Raw genomic sequence first — 14,853 nt, 5'->3', positions numbered from 1 at the left:
GATCCTCGGCAGCGGTCCCCGGCTCATCCGGGCGGCCCCGTCCCCGAAGATTCGGGTGGCCGATTCGCCTCAACACAGCGCGGCGGAGGGCCGGTTCACCGGTGGGGCAAACCGGGCGACGCACCGCATCACGCCCGCGGGAGGGGTCAGTCGGCCTGCGCCGGGACCCACTCCGGCAGCGCCTCGGTGCGGTCCTGCCAGTCGGCGGGCGGCGCACCGGCGGCAGCGGCCGCGACCACTCCCCCGACGATGGCGCAGGTGGTGTCCACGTCCCCGCCGGCCGAGGCCGTCCTCCAGAACGCCTCCTCGAAGGAGCCCAGGTGGCGGGCGGCCGCCCACAGGGCGAACGGCACGGTGTCATGGGCGCTGGTGCGCCGGCCGCAGCCGAGCACCGCGGCGACGGTCCCGGCGTCCGCGTAGTCGAGCATGTCGCGGGCGCGGCGCAGCCCCGCCTGGACCGCGCTGCGCGGCACCACCTCGACCACCCGGTCCAACAGCTCCTCCGGCCCGCCGTGGCCCGCCGGATCCGCCACCAGCGCCGCGGCCGCGGCCACCGCCATGGCTCCCGCCACGGCCTCGCGGTGCTGATGCGTGGTGTACGCCGAGATCTCCGCCTGATGCGTCGCCTGCTCCACATCGCCCGCGTACCAGGCTCCCAGCGGGGCGATCCGCATGGCGGCGCCGTTGCCCCACGACCCCTGCCCCTGGAACAACCCGGCGGCCAGGTCACGCCAGTCGCCGCCCTCCCTGATCAGGCGAAGCATCCGGTTCACGGCGGGGCCGTAGCCCCGGTCGAAATCATGGTGGTCGGCGAAGGACCGGGCGAGATGGTCCTGGTCGATCCGGCCGTGGTTCACCAGGATTGCCAGGATCGAACAGGCCATCTCGGTGTCGTCGGTCCACTGCCAGTGGTCGGGCGGCAGCTCGCGACGCTTGAGGAACGGATAGTTGGCGGGGACGAAGAACTGGGAACCGAGGGCGTCGCCCACGGCCAGCCCGCGCAGACTCCGAAGAGCCCGATGGAAACGGTCAGCGGTCATCGCTGCGCACTCTAACCGGTGCGGCCGTAGGGCTTGGGGGTGCACCAGCGTTCGAAGGGCCGGTCCAGGTGGTAGCGCCCGTCGGAGCCGAGCAGCAGGGCCCGTGATTCGCCGTTGCCGGGGTTCGACAGCGACTCGAATTCGGCGACGTTCCAGTGCAGCCACCGCATGCAGAACAGCCGCATGGTCAGCCCATGGGTCACCAGCAGGACGTTCGGCGGATGTGCCGGGTCCTGGAAGCTGCGCCACAGACTCTCCAGGAACGCGTCCACCCGGTCGTAGACGTCGGCGCCCGACTCACCCTGCGCGAACCGGTAGAAGAAGTGCCCGTAGGCGTCGCGGTACGCCATCTGTTTCCGCACGTCCTCGCGGTCCTGCCAGTTTCCCCAGTCCTGCTCCCGCAGCCGCGGCTCCTCCCTGACCCGGGTGCGCGTGGGGTCGAGATCGAGCAGCCTCAGGGTCTGGTGGGTGCGGCGGTACGGCGACACATAGATCGACACGCGCTCGTCGCCGAAAGCGGCGCGCAGTCGCTCGCCCGCCTCCGTCGCCTGCCGACGCCCGGTCTCGGTCAGCTTCAGAGCATGGTCGGGCACCCTTTCGTACACCGAGTCATCAGCATTCCCCTCTGATTCTCCGTGCCGCAGGAGGACGATGCGCCGGGGTCGTGCCATGGCGCCACCCTAGATCGAGGCCGCGGCCGGTGCCGCATCCCCCTCCAAGGCCATGGGCCGACCTCCTCGTATTTCGCACCGGCGCCCGGTGAAGCGGCTGCGCAGTAGCCGGTCGTGCGACACCACCACCAGCGCCCCGGTCCACTGGGCCAGCGCCTCCTCCAGCTCCTCCACCAGGCCGAGGGCGAGATGGTTGGTCGGCTCGTCGAGCAACAGCAGATCGGCGGGACGGGCCAGCAGCCGGGCGAGCGCCAGCCGGCGGCGCTGGCCCGCGGAGAGCGATCCCACCGGGACGTGGAGATCATCCGTGCGGAACAGTCCGTACGACAGCAGAAGGGCGCCCTGCTCCTCCGGTGTCCCCGGCAGCCCACGGCCGAAGGCCGACAGCAGCCGCTCCCGGGGCCTGGCAACCGGTATCTCCTGGGCGAGATAGCCGATCCTGCCCCGGCGGGTCGCCCGGCCCGCATCGGGTGTCTCCCATCCCGCCATGACCCGCAGCAGTGTGGATTTGCCCGCGCCATTGGCGCCGTGGACGAGCAGTCTCTCCCCGGTCGCCACAGTGAGCCGGTCGACCGCCAGCCGCTCCCCCACGCGGACGTCGTGGAGGTCGATGAGCACACCGTCCGCCGTACCCGCGGCGGGGAGCGCAGAGAACCGCAGCGGCTCCGGCGGGCGCGGCACCGGGTCCTCCTGGAGTCTGCGCAGTCTCTCCCTGGCGTTGCGCACCCTGCTGGACACCGAGGACTGCACACGTCCCCTGTCCCGGTCGTAGGCCAGCTTGTTGCCGTCCTTCATGCCGCGGCCCGGGGCGACCCGCCGTGCGACGGTGGTGGCGGCCTCCGTCAGCGCGGCCGTCTCCGCGCACCACTCCTCGTACGCCTGCTCCCAGCGGCGGCGCGCGGCGGTCTGCTCGGCGACGAATCCGGCGTACCCCCCGCCGTACCGCACCAATTCTCGCCGGTCGGCGTCCACCTCGACGATCGCGGTCGCCACCCGCTCCAGGAAGACCCGGTCGTGGGAGACCGCGAGGACGGTGCCCGAATGCCCCCGCAGCGCCTCCTCCAGCCAGCTGAGCGCGGCACCGTCGAGGTGGTTCGTCGGCTCGTCCAGCAGCATCACCTCAGGGGCAGCGGCGATCAGGCAGGCGAGCCCGAGCCGGGCCTGCTCACCGCCCGACAGACTGCCGAGCCGCCGCTCGTACCCGATGCCTCCGAGCCCCAGACCGTGCAGGGCCTTCTCCACTCGGGCGTCCGCCTCATAGCCGCCGCGGGCCTCGAACGCGGTCAGCAGATCGCCGTACGCCGCGAGCGTGCCGGGGGCGCCACCGCCGAGATCCGCCTCCAGCTCGCGCAGCCCGCGCTCCATCGCGCGCACCTCGGCAAGGGCCGCGTCCACCGCGTCGCGCACCGTGTGGTCCGGGGGCAGCTCGGACGTCTGGCCGAGGTGACCGATGCCGCCATCGGCCACCGTCACCACGGCGCCGTCGTCCGGTGACTCGCTCCCGGCCAGCAGCCGCAGGAGGGTGGATTTGCCCGCCCCGTTCTCCCCCACCACGCCGACCCGCTCCCCGGGCCGGACCGCGAAGGACACGTCGTCGAGCAGCAGCCGGTCGCCCCGGGACAGCGCGACGCCTCGGAGTGAGATCTGCGTGGGCACAGGGGCGCACCTCCAAGCACGCGAGCACGTGGGCCATCCGGACCGCACGCTCCAAACACAACTACAGTTGCGTTACCCTCATCATGACACAGGAAACTCGCTAACACAACTGGAGTTGCACTTGTCCGCAGAGAGCGCCGCCCCGACACCGGGCACCGTCCGCCCCGGCGGGCGCACCGCGCGCACCCGCTCGGCGGTGCGCGACGCCGTGCTCACCGGCCTCGCCGCGCACGGCTATCCCGGCCTGACCGTGGAGTACGTGGCCGAACGCTCCGGCATCCACAAGACGACCGTCTACCGGCGCTGGGGCAGCGTCGAGGGGCTTGTTGCGGACGCGCTCGACCTCGCGGGCGAGGACGCCTGGACACCGCCCGACACCGGAAGCCTGGAGGGCGATCTGCGCGCCCTCGCCCGCGAGGTGACCGAGACCTTCGGCAGCGCGCCGACCGCCGCCGCGCCGACCGCCTTCATCGCGGCCGCGTTCCAGTCGGAGCGCGCGGCCGAGGCGCTGCGCGACTTCTACACCGAGCGCTTCGCCCGCTGCGAGTCCGTGGTGCGGCGGGCCGTCGACCGCGGTGAGGCCCCGTCCGGCACCGACGCCGCGGCGGTCGTACGCGCCGTCTCCGCGCCCCTGTTCTTCCGGGCGCTCATCACCCGTGAGCCCATCGACGCGCCGCTCGCCGACCAGACTGCGGCCGCCGTCGCCGCCGCGATCCGGGCCGGGGCGTATTCCCCTGCCCGCCGGTGATCAGGCCACCTCCTGAGCGAAGGCCCGCCTCCTGAGCGCATAGCCACCTCTTGAGCGCAGGACCGCCTCTCGCCGGCCGAGGGCTCATCCCGTCCTCACACCACCGTCCAGGCGGACTCGACCCGTACGACATCGCCGGCGATCGCCGCCACATCCGCCTCCGTCTGCGCGCGCAGGCCGAGCCGCTCGACCCGCTCCACGCGGTACTTCCCGTGCTCGGCCGCCGAATCCCACATCGACAGCACCAGGAACTCGTTCCCCGGCGCCTCGCCGAACACCCCGCGCAGCATCCCGGGCGACCCGGCCATAGCCGGATTCCACACCTTCTCCTGCACCAGCGTGAAGTGATCCACCCGGTCGGGGCGCACACGGCAGTGCGCGACGCGCACCACGTCCGCGTCGGAGAACCGCGGCTCGAAGCCGACCTTCACATCGAATCGGTGCTCGAACAGCCGGACTTGCATATCCCGGTACGTGCCCGACTGCGCGGCCGCCAGCCGGTCGTGCGAACGCGCCATGAAGGAGTCGTAGAACGCCCGGCTCTCCCAGAACGCGAAGACATGCGCCACATCCGGGCGCCCCCGGCTCCAGCCACCGCCCTGCCCCCGGAATCCCGGTTCGCCGGGCAACCCCGCCCACTTCCGCTGCCCCCGCTCGAAACCCGGGCGGTCCACCACGGTGCAGCGAATCCACTTGACCAGCACCGCGCCATCCTACGGCCGTACGGTGGCCCCCATCACATACCGGAGAGTCCGCCCCCGGTTCGGCATCGCACCGTACGACGCCCGGAGACGACGGCGGCGGGGCGCGAGCCCGAAGGCCCGCGCCCCGCCGCTGATGTCATCCGTAAGGATCTGCGATCAGCTGCAGCCGCTCGTCGAACCGCAGCCCTCGCACAGGTAGCAGCTACCCGCGCGGCGCATCTTGGTGCCGCAGGAGAAGCAGAGCGGCGCGTCCGCGTTCATCCCCAGCTGGATCTCGACCAGTTCGGTCGAGCTGTGGGCCTCCCTCGCCGACTCGGGCGTGGTCCGCGGCTGGGACGTGCTGCTCTTCTGAGCCTCCACATGGCGCGGCGCCGACTGGGCCAGGCCCTCGACATCCATCTCGTCGTCGCTGGACTCGTAGGACCCCGTCTCCAGGTGGCGCTGGCGCTCCTCGGCGGAGTGGATGCCGAGCGCCGAGCGGGTCTCGAAGGGCAGGAAGTCCAGCGCCAGCCGGCGGAAGATGTAGTCGACGATCGACTGCGCCATCCGCAGGTCCGGGTCGTCCGTCATACCGGCCGGCTCGAAGCGCATGTTGGTGAACTTCGAGACGTAGGTCTCCAGCGGCACGCCGTACTGCAGACCGACCGAGACGGCGATCGAGAAGGCGTCCATCATGCCCGCCAGGGTCGAGCCCTGCTTGGACATCTTCAGGAAGACCTCACCGAGACCGTCGTCCGGGTAGGAGTTGGCGGTCATGTAGCCCTCGGCGCCGCCCACCGTGAAGGAGGTGGTGATGCCGGGACGGCCCTTGGGGAGCCGCTTGCGGACCGGGCGGTACTCGACGACCTTCTCGACCTCGGGCTCGGCCTGTGCCTTCTCCTCCTTCTTCTTGGCGGAGAGCGGCTGGCCGACCTTGCAGTTGTCGCGGTAGATCGCCAGCGCCTTGATGCCGAGCTTCCAGCCCTCGAAGTAGATCTCCTCGATCTCCTCGACGGTGGCCGACTCCGGCATGTTGACCGTCTTGGAGATCGCGCCGGACAGGAACGGCTGGGCGGCCGCCATCATCCGCACATGCCCCATCGGCGAGATGGAGCGCTCGCCCATCGCGCAGTCGAAGACCTCGTAGTGCTCGGGCTTCAGCCCCGGCGCGTCGATCACATTGCCGTGGTCGGCGATGTGGGCGACGATCGCCTCAACCTGCTCCTCCTGGTAGCCGAGCCGCTTGAGCGCCTTGGGGACCGTGTTGTTCACGATCTGCATGGAGCCGCCGCCGACCAGCTTCTTGAACTTGACCAGGGCCAGGTCCGGTTCGACGCCCGTGGTGTCGCAGTCCATCATCAGGCCGATGGTGCCGGTCGGCGCGAGCACCGACGCCTGGGCGTTGCGGAAGCCGCTCTTCTCGCCGAGGCGCAGCACGTCCTGCCATGCCTCGGTGGCCGCGGCCCAGACCGGGGTGTCCAGGTCGTCCATGCGCTTGGCGATGGCGTTGGCGTCCGAGTGCTGCTTCATGACGCGCTGGTGGGCGTCCGCGTTACGGGCGTAGCCGTCGTACGGGCCGACCACGGCGGCGAGCTCCGCGGAACGCTTGTACGAGGTGCCGGTCATCAGGGAGGTGATGGCTCCGGCCAGGGCCCGGCCGCCTTCGCTGTCGTAGGCGTGGCCGGTGGCCATCAGCAGGGCGCCCAGGTTGGCGTAGCCGATGCCCAGCTGGCGGAAGGCGCGAGTGGTCTCGCCGATCTTCTCGGTCGGGAAGTCCGCGAAGCAGATGGAGATGTCCATCGCGGTGATGACCAGCTCGACGACCTTGGCGAAGCGCTCGGCGTCAAAGCGCTGGTTGCCCGCGTCGTCGTCCTGGAGGAACTTCATCAGGTTGAGCGAGGCGAGGTTGCACGAGGAGTTGTCCAGGTGCATGTACTCGCTGCACGGGTTGGAGGCGGTGATCCGGCCCGATTCCGGCGAGGTGTGCCAGTGGTTGATGGTGTCGTCGTACTGGATGCCCGGGTCGGCGCAGGCCCAGGCCGCCTCGGCCATCTTGCGGAAGAGGGACTTGGCGTCGACCTCTTCGATGGGCTCACCGGTCAGCCGGCTGCGCAGCCCGAACGAGGAGCCGGACTCCACCGCCTTCATGAACGTGTCGTTCACGCGGACGGAGTTGTTGGCGTTCTGGTACTGGACGGACGTGATGTCGTCGCCGCCCAGGTCCATGTCGAAGCCCGCGTCGCGCAGGGCGCGGATCTTCTCCTCCTCCTTGACCTTGGCCTCGATGAACGCCTCGACATCCGGGTGATCGACGTCGAGCACGACCATCTTGGCGGCCCGGCGGGTGGCGCCGCCCGACTTGATCGTTCCGGCGGAGGCATCGGCGCCGCGCATGAAGGAGACGGGGCCGGAGGCGTTGCCGCCCGAGGAGAGCAGCTCCTTGGAGGAGCGGATACGGGAGAGGTTCAGGCCGGCGCCGGAGCCGCCCTTGAAGATCATCCCCTCTTCCTTGTACCAGTCCAGGATCGACTCCATCGAGTCGTCCACGGAGAGGATGAAGCAGGCGCTGACCTGCTGCGGCTGCTTGGTACCGACGTTGAACCAGACAGGCGAGTTGAAGCTGAAGACCTGGTGCAGCAGCGCATAGGTGAGCTCGTGGTCGAAGATCTCGGCGTCCGCGGGCGAGGCGAAGTAACCATTGTCCTCACCGGCCTTGCGGTAGCTGCGCACCACGCGGTCGATGAGCTGCTTAAGGCTCGCCTCGCGCTCCGGGGAACCCACCGCGCCACGGAAGTACTTGCTCGTGACGATGTTGACCGCGTTCACCGACCAGAAGTCGGGGAACTCCACGCCGCGCTGCTCGAAGTTGACCGAACCGTCGCGCCAGTTGGTCATGACGACGTCACGACGCTCCCAGACCACCTCGTCGTACGGATGCACGCCGGGGGTGGTGTGGATGCGCTCGATGCGCAGACCCTTGTTCGCCTTGCTTCCCTTGGAGCGGGAGCCTCGTGCCGGGCCGCTCGTCGTCTCTGTCATTCCGCCTCCCTGGTACGGGCGAAAACGCCCTGATGTGCCCATTTCTTCCCCGGGCACGTATCTGTCTTTCACCCGGATGCGGCAAGCGCCCCGGGTAGGTGTGTGGGTCGCCGGTCAGTCGGCGGCGACGGCCGGCGCGGGGGCCTCCGCGGCCCCTTCGGCGCCGGACCCGCGGTCGTGCGCGGGAGGCCGTTGCTGGTCACGCAGCTCCGCCACGGCCGCCTCGAAGTCCTCGAGGGAATCGAAGGCGCGGTAGACGGAGGCGAAGCGGAGGTAGGCGACGAGGTCGAGCTTCTGAAGCGGGCCGAGTATGGCGAGCCCGACGTCATGGGTGGACAGCTCGGCGCTGCCGGTGGCCCGGACCGCCTCCTCCACCTGCTGACCGAGCTTGGCGAGGGCGTCCTCGGTGACCGGACGGCCCTGGCACGCCTTGCGCACACCCGAGATGACCTTGTCGCGACTGAAGGGCTCGGTGACCCCGCTGCGCTTGATCACCATCAGTGACGCGGTCTCCACGGTCGTGAAGCGACGCGAGCAGTCGGGGCACTGGCGGCGCCTGCGGATCGAGCAGCCGTCGTCGGTGGTGCGGCTGTCGACGACACGGCTGTCGGGGTGCCTGCAGAAGGGGCAGTGCATGACTCCGAACCCTCCCTCACCCTCAAGAACGGCGCATGCCTGAACATGCCTGACTAGCCCCGATCGGGCCGGGAGGCCCGCCGGGACGGCCACAAGCATAGGCGAAAACCTTGGCAGCGAATCCACCAGGGACCACAACTTGTGGGTGGCTTGCATCCATCAAACCACTAGATCTGGTGGCTGGCACTCAACCGAGCCGGATGGCGTGTCACGGCTGGGGAGCAGGCACGAGACTACGCGAGCCCCACGCGTCCCGGATTCACGGGGGTCGGGATGCAAGACTGGGGCCGTCCCCACGGCGGCCGGATCAAACGGTCCATACACCTAACCCTGTGATCACGTCAGCCCATCTGCGAAATTTCACTCGAACGTGTGTTTGGCGCAACCTTTCGAAAGCAACTACCGTTGTCCAACTAGGGAGAACATCTCGAGAGGGGCCGTCGTGACCACCACCGCAGAGAGCGCCACCGTTACCGCCCAGGAGCGCTCCCAGAGCCGACTCGAACAGACACACTCGATGAACCAGACCCACCCGATGAACGACGACGCCACGAACCCGGAAGGACAGAAGCCCACGCGCTCGCTACCAGGGCGACCTCCAGGCATCCGGGCGGACAGCTCAGGGCTGACCGACCGGCAGCGGCGCGTCATCGAGGTCATTCGCGACTCTGTGCAGCGGCGTGGTTACCCGCCGTCCATGCGGGAGATCGGCCAGGCGGTGGGCCTCTCCAGCACCTCGTCCGTCGCCCATCAGCTGATGGCTCTGGAGCGGAAGGGCTTTCTGCGGCGCGACCCCCATCGGCCCCGGGCCTACGAGGTCCGCGGCTCCGACCAGCCCAGCGCCCAGCCCACGGACACCGCAGGCAAGCCCGCCGCCTCCTATGTGCCGCTCGTCGGCCGGATCGCGGCCGGTGGGCCGATCCTCGCCGAGGAGTCGGTCGAGGATGTTTTCCCGCTCCCCCGGCAGTTGGTCGGCGACGGTGAGCTCTTCGTGCTGAAGGTGGTCGGCGACTCCATGATCGAGGCCGCCATCTGCGACGGGGACTGGGTGACGGTGCGCCGTCAGCCCGTCGCCGAGAACGGTGACATCGTCGCCGCGATGCTCGACGGCGAGGCCACAGTGAAGCGCTTCAAGCGTGAGGACGGCCATGTGTGGCTGCTCCCGCACAACGCCGCCTACCAGCCGATTCCCGGCGACGAGGCCACCATTCTGGGCAAGGTGGTCGCGGTGCTGCGGCGCGTCTGAGCGCACCGGATCGAGGTGCGCCCTGAGCGTGCCCCACGACCGGGCCCCGGGACCACTGCGCCGGTTCCGGGGCCCTGCTGTATGTGCCGACCATCGGGGCGGGCCGCCCTGTCGCATGTGGCGACCGTGGCGGCCTTGGGGCGCGACGCCCCGCCGGCCGCCCGGTCCTTGGCCCGCTAGGCCCCCTGGGCCTTGGCCGCCGCGTCGATGGCGGCCAGCGAGCGGCGCACCTGGTTGCGGTCGGTCGTGTACCAGAAGTCCGGCATGGACTTACGGAGGAACGAGCCGTAGCGGGCCCGCTCGACCCGCGGATCCAGGACGGCGACGATCCCCCGGTCGTCCGAAGCGCGCACGAGCCGGCCCGCGCCCTGCGCCATCAGCAGCGCGGCATGGGTCGCGGCGACGGCCATGAAGCCATTACCCCCGGCCTCCTCCACCGCCTTCTGGCGGGCACTCATCAGAGGGTCGTCGGGGCGGGGGAAGGGCACCCGGTCCATCACCACCAACTGACAGCTGGGCCCCGGCACATCGACGCCCTGCCAGAGGGACAGCGTGCCGAACAGGCAGGTCCGGGCATCGGCGGCGAAGGCACGGATCAGCCCGCCCAGCGTCTCCTCGCCCTGGAGGAGGATGGGCGCATCGAGACGCCCGCGCAGCTCCTCCGCGGCCGCCTGGGCGGCACGCATGGACGAGAACAGCCCGAGTGTGCGACCGCCCGCGGCCTCGACCAGCTCGGCGAGCTCATCGAGCATATCGGCGCGGCTGCCTTCGCGGCCGGGCTGGGCGAGATGCTTGGCGACGTAGAGGATCCCCTGCTTCGAGTAGTCGAAGGGCGAGCCGACGTCGAGGCCCTGCCAGCGCGGCGCGGTCTCCTCCCCGCCCTCCGGATCCTGCGGGCTCTCCGGGGCGAGACCGAGTGAGGCCGCCACCCCGTTGAAATCCCCGCCCAGCTTGAGCGTGGCGGAGGTGAGGACGACGGACCGGTCCTCGAACAGCTTCTCGCGCAGCAGCCCCGACACGGAGAGCGGGGCGACCCGCAGCGAGGCGCCGAAGCGGTCGTGCCGCTCGTACCAGACCACGTCGTACTCGGAGCCCTCGACGATCCGCTCGGCCACCTGGTGGATGTTCTCCACGGAGCCCAGGGCCTGCTTGCGGATCGCGTCCTCGTCCTTGACCGAGGCGTCCCGCGTGGCGCCGAGCGCCGAGATCACCGTGCGGGCCGCGTCGCGCAGCGCCATCAGTGCATAGCCGAGGTCCTCGGGGATCTTCTCGAGGCGGCCGGGCAGCGCGAGCTCCATCAGCCGCTCGAAGCCCTCCGAGGCGGTCTGGAGGGCGTCCGCCGCCTGCTCGTTGACCAGCTTCGCGGCACGCCGCACGGCGCGGTTGACCTGGCCGGGGGTGAGCTCCCCGCTGGCAACGCCGGTGACCCGGGAGACCAGCTCATGAGCCTCGTCGACGATCAGCACCTCATGGCTGGGCAGCACGGGGGCGCCCTCGATGGCGTCGATGGCGAGCAGCGCGTGATTGGTGACGACGACGTCGGCGAGCTTGGCCCGCTCGCGGGCGGCCTCGGCGAAGCACTCCGCGCCATAGGCGCATTTGGACGCGCCGAGGCACTCCCGGGAGGTGACCGACACCTGGGACCAGGCGCGGTCCGAGACACCGGGGCTCAGATCGTCCCGATCGCCCGTCTCGGTCTCGTCCGACCAGTCGCGCAACCGCAGCAGGTCCTTGCCGAGCTTGCTGGTGGGCGTGGCGGCCTCGAACGGGTCGAAAAGGCCGGCTTCATCGGCGTCCTCCTGCGGGACGCCCTCGTGGAGCCGGTGCAGGCACAGATAGTTGGAGCGGCCCTTGAGCATGGCGAACTCGGGGCGGCGGCGCAGCAGCGGGTGCAGGGCCTCCACGGTGCGGGGCAGGTCTCGCTCGACGAGCTGCCGCTGCAGGGCAAGGGTCGCCGTGGCGACGACGACACGCTCGCCGTGGGCGAGGGCGGGCACCAGATAGCCGAGGGACTTCCCGGTGCCGGTCCCGGCCTGAACCAGCAGGTGGGAGCTGTCGTCGATCGCCTCCGCCACGGCTTGGGCCATGGCGGTCTGACCAGGGCGCTCGGTGCCGCCGACGGTGGTTACGGCGGCCTGCAGCAGATCGGCGAGTGGAGGCGAGGACGATTCAGTCATAGGGCTGCCAGCCTACGGGGCGGCACCGACATCACTCCCGTCGGTGTGGTCGGTGACGGACGGTTTCGGCGAGCGCGGGGCTCGGGCGGATCCCCGTCTCCTGGGACGGACGGACCCCGCTTTCGTGGGACGGCCATCCTCGCTGCGTGGGAACCGGGACCGGGCGAGCGGTGTATCAACAGTGAAGTCTCGCATCGAAGCAGGCACATCACCGGGGGCACGGATGGTTGCGGAGGATCACAGGACGTGTCGCAGGGCACGGTCGCGCAGCATCAGCGCGGCGCGTTTGCCGGGGGGTTCGACTTCCGCGGAGAAGCGGAATCCGGCGCCGAGGAAGGCGGCGACGGAGGGGGTGTTGCGAAGATCCGGTTCGGCCACGACCCGTGTGCAGGACGGACGGTGCTCGAGGACGAGGTCGGCGGCGGCGCGGAGCAGGATCGTCCCCAGGCCACGGCCACGATCGCCGACCCGGCCGATGAGCAGGTGGATACCCGTGTCGTGCGGCCGGGCCGGGTAGTGCCGTGCGAGCGGGTCCAGATCGGCGCGGTACACCTCCCAATAGCTCATCGGGGCGCCGTCCAGGACGCCCAGACAGGGCACGCTGCGGCCATCGCCGTCGAGCTGATCCCCGAGGTGGCTCGCGGTGGTCTCATCGGGGCCGTCGAGCTCCCAGAAGGCGGCGACGGAGGGGTCGTTCATCCATTGGGCGATGAGCCGCAGATCGCGCCCGATGCGGACCGGGACGAGCTGGAAGGTGCCCAACGGGGTGCTGGTGGGCCGCCATTCGACGATGTGGTCGAGCAGATCCGCCCGGCCGTCGGCCTCCCGTCCGGTGGCGTCCAGGCCGATGAGTCGTGCGATGTCCTCTTCCTGGCGCAGCCGCATGTCGATGGTGTCGTCGGTGCTGGAGCTCGTACTGGAGTCGGTGTGCGGCACGGCGACGCTCTCCTCTCAGGGGACTCGGCACGTCGTGAGGGATGTGGGGGTGAGGGGCGTGATCGCGGGTCGCGGAGTCAAGCCATGGGGGTGACAGCTGGGATGCCGTAAGGAGAGACAGAAGTGACGAGGGGGTTGGCGATGGTCACATAGACGGACTGGGTGTCCACTGGTCCCACGAGTTCGTCCAGGCCGCGCAGCCGCGTGAGCAGGTTGGCCTTGCAGCGCAGAGTGGGCGTCTCCAGGAGCCGGGCGGGAAGCGGTGAGCGGGTCCTGCCGGGGCCGGACGCGGCCTCGGTGAGAAAGCGGCGGAACGCGGCCAGCAGGACGCGCTCGTCGACGAGTCGCTGGGACCCGAAGGCGCCGATCATTCCGAGGACGTTGTTGACACCCAGGTAGTAGGCGAACCGCTCGTCGGTGACCTCGTCGGGGACGAAGGTGTCGCTGCGGCCGCCGATACCGGGCAGTCGGCGCTGGAGTTCGGCGTGCCGGGACGCGCGGAAGTAGTAGCCCTGGTTGTCCCGGTAGCGGCCGCCGATCGGCCAGCCGTCGGGGTCCAGCAGCACCAGGGTGTTCTGCTGGTGCGCCTCGAGCGCGATACCGGCTTCTCCGTCCAGCCAGAGCACGGGGCGTACGACCGTGTGCAGATAGCGCAGGAACCACTCCGCGCCGACGGCCGCGGTGGAACGGCCGGTGCGAGCGGCGAGCCGGGCGACGAGGTGGGCGAGACGGGAGCGCATCACGGGCTGTCCGCGCCAGGGGCGCAACGCGAGGAGTCCGGCGACGCAGACGGCGTCGTCGCCGGGGCCGAACGGATTGTGCCGGATGACGACGTCGAGGCCGGAAACGGGTTCGCCATCCGGTCCGTCGACGGCCAGCCAGGCCGGGTCCCGGACGATGTCGAAGCCCGGGAATCCGGGGAAGGCCGCCCGCCACTGCTCGGCCAGTCCGCTGCGGAGCAGCCGGTGCACCTCGACACCGCGGCGGAGTTCCTTACGGAGGTTCTCACGACGGGAGTTGGTGATCCGCAGAGCGAGGGAGAGTTTCAGCATGGCAGGAGCGCCGGGCCGGTAGACGGTGCGGACCGAGGAGGTGGGGTGCCAGTGTCCGCCGGACGGCCCGAGGTCGTGCAACAGGCCGGAGTCGAAGAGCGCGGCTGCGTCCGGACGGTGCCGGATCTCGCGAGCCTGCCAGGGATGCAGCGGCAAGGGGACGGTCCCGTCCGGCAGTTGGAGGCCGCTGCCCGCCAGGGAGAGGGCGAGCCGCTCGGCGGGCACGGTCCGGCCGCGCTCCGTCCAGGCCGACTCGCAGGCCAGCACGGACCGGGCGACCGCGATCCAGTGAAGGGAGAAGGAGCCACGCGATTCCGGTGAGCAGACGGTGGATTCGCTGTCGGAGAGGCCCTCGCGGCTCTTCGGCGTGGGATGCAGGGGGTGACCGAAGAGGAGGGACTGCTCCGCGTTGAGAAACGGGGTGCTCGTGCTGGGATCGGCGGGCGCCGCACGGCGGTGGGCGAGGAAGAGGGCGGTGCGTCGTACGGAGTCCGCGACACGGCCGACGAGTTCGGTGGCGTCCGCGTCGGGGTCGTCCCGCCGTGCGCTGTAGGCCGCCTCGCGGGTGAGGAGGGCCGCGAGGGTGACCGCCCCGACGGCGGGCGCGTCGTGGGGGCCGTGCTCCAGCAGCGGCGGGCCGAAGCGGTGCCAGCCGGTGGGCGACCAATAGCGCACCGGGACGAGGAGGACGGTTCCGCTGGCGGCGAGGGGGATACGCAGGGTGTCCCCGTCGGGGTGCGCGAGGCCGCTCTCCCGTACCCAGCAGCGCAGCAGGTTCTCGACGGCCGCACCATCGGCCGCGATCTGCGGGTCGGGGTCGTCGAGTGGATCCACGCCGACCACACGGGCACGGTCGGCGGGCGCTTCATAGCTGTCGCGGTCCTGCCGAGGGACGGCCATCGCGGGGAGGGGCAGCCCCTGGGTGGGCAGTTGCGGCACGGACGGCTCCTCCGCCAATGGCTCTGGGAC

At 70.6% G+C, this 14,853-nt stretch carries 11 protein-coding genes; 2 read left to right on the top strand and 9 right to left on the bottom strand.

From position 1 onward, the window contains the following. Window positions 1–146: 146 nt before the first annotated feature. The 3 genes from CGL27_RS34190 to abc-f are packed head-to-tail and all read right to left on the bottom strand — an operon-like array spanning window position 147 to window position 3,367. Window positions 147–1,040: an ADP-ribosylglycohydrolase family protein gene (locus tag CGL27_RS34190; RefSeq protein ID WP_078644200.1), complete on the bottom strand. Its 894-nt coding sequence runs from the start codon at window positions 1,038–1,040 to the stop codon at window positions 147–149. Window positions 1,041–1,051: 11 nt separating this feature from the next. After that, window positions 1,052–1,711 (bottom strand): histidine phosphatase family protein, encoded by a 660-nt coding sequence (locus CGL27_RS34185; RefSeq protein ID WP_078644198.1) that lies wholly within the window; start codon window positions 1,709–1,711, stop codon window positions 1,052–1,054. Window positions 1,712–1,720: 9 nt separating this feature from the next. Further along, window positions 1,721–3,367 (bottom strand): ribosomal protection-like ABC-F family protein, encoded by a 1,647-nt coding sequence (abc-f, locus tag CGL27_RS34180; protein ID WP_119991717.1) that lies wholly within the window; start codon window positions 3,365–3,367, stop codon window positions 1,721–1,723. 121 nt (window positions 3,368–3,488) lie between these two features. Between abc-f and CGL27_RS34175 the strand changes: the two genes are divergently transcribed. After that, window positions 3,489–4,115, top strand: a complete 627-nt coding sequence (locus CGL27_RS34175) for a TetR/AcrR family transcriptional regulator (RefSeq protein ID WP_119991716.1) — start codon at window positions 3,489–3,491, stop codon at window positions 4,113–4,115. Between the two features lie 95 nt (window positions 4,116–4,210). Here CGL27_RS34175 and CGL27_RS34170 read toward each other — a convergent pair whose 3' ends face one another. The 3 genes from CGL27_RS34170 to nrdR form a co-directional block, all read right to left on the bottom strand. Then, entirely contained in the window at window positions 4,211–4,819 is a 609-nt protein-coding gene (locus CGL27_RS34170) for a YdbC family protein (RefSeq protein ID WP_078644192.1), read from the bottom strand. A gap of 156 nt (window positions 4,820–4,975) precedes the next feature. Then, window positions 4,976–7,837, bottom strand: coding sequence for a vitamin B12-dependent ribonucleotide reductase (locus tag CGL27_RS34165; RefSeq protein ID WP_119991715.1), 2,862 nt, complete (start codon window positions 7,835–7,837; stop codon window positions 4,976–4,978). Between the two features lie 114 nt (window positions 7,838–7,951). Then, the gene (nrdR, locus tag CGL27_RS34160; RefSeq protein WP_059141612.1) at window positions 7,952–8,473 is read right to left on the bottom strand and encodes a transcriptional regulator NrdR; all 522 of its coding nucleotides are present in this window, start codon (window positions 8,471–8,473) and stop codon (window positions 7,952–7,954) included. A 442-nt stretch (window positions 8,474–8,915) separates the two neighbouring features. Between nrdR and lexA the strand changes: the two genes are divergently transcribed. Continuing rightward, window positions 8,916–9,719 carry a transcriptional repressor LexA gene (lexA, locus tag CGL27_RS34155; RefSeq protein WP_078644189.1) on the top strand — a complete coding sequence of 268 codons (804 nt, stop codon included), beginning with the start codon at window positions 8,916–8,918 and terminating at the stop codon, window positions 9,717–9,719. Window positions 9,720–9,895: 176 nt separating this feature from the next. On the opposite strand, the gene CGL27_RS34150 is transcribed toward lexA, so the two are convergent. The 3 genes from CGL27_RS34150 to CGL27_RS34140 all read right to left on the bottom strand — a co-directional run bounded on the left by CGL27_RS34150 (window position 9,896) and on the right by CGL27_RS34140 (window position 14,784). Further along, entirely contained in the window at window positions 9,896–11,896 is a 2,001-nt protein-coding gene (locus tag CGL27_RS34150; RefSeq protein WP_119991714.1) for an ATP-dependent DNA helicase, read from the bottom strand. A gap of 237 nt (window positions 11,897–12,133) precedes the next feature. Beyond that, on the bottom strand, window positions 12,134–12,832 hold the full coding sequence (locus tag CGL27_RS34145) for a GNAT family N-acetyltransferase (RefSeq protein ID WP_119991713.1): 699 nt from the start codon (window positions 12,830–12,832) through the stop codon (window positions 12,134–12,136). Window positions 12,833–12,909: 77 nt separating this feature from the next. Continuing rightward, window positions 12,910–14,784 carry an IucA/IucC family protein gene (locus tag CGL27_RS34140; protein WP_240451029.1) on the bottom strand — a complete coding sequence of 625 codons (1,875 nt, stop codon included), beginning with the start codon at window positions 14,782–14,784 and terminating at the stop codon, window positions 12,910–12,912. Window positions 14,785–14,853: the final 69 nt, after the last annotated feature.

Origin of the sequence: Streptomyces sp. 11-1-2, assembly GCF_003595545.1 — a bacterium.
Taxonomy (GTDB): Bacteria; Actinomycetota; Actinomycetes; order Streptomycetales; family Streptomycetaceae; genus Streptomyces; species Streptomyces hygroscopicus_B.
This window is presented reverse-complemented; position numbering and strand designations above follow the sequence as displayed.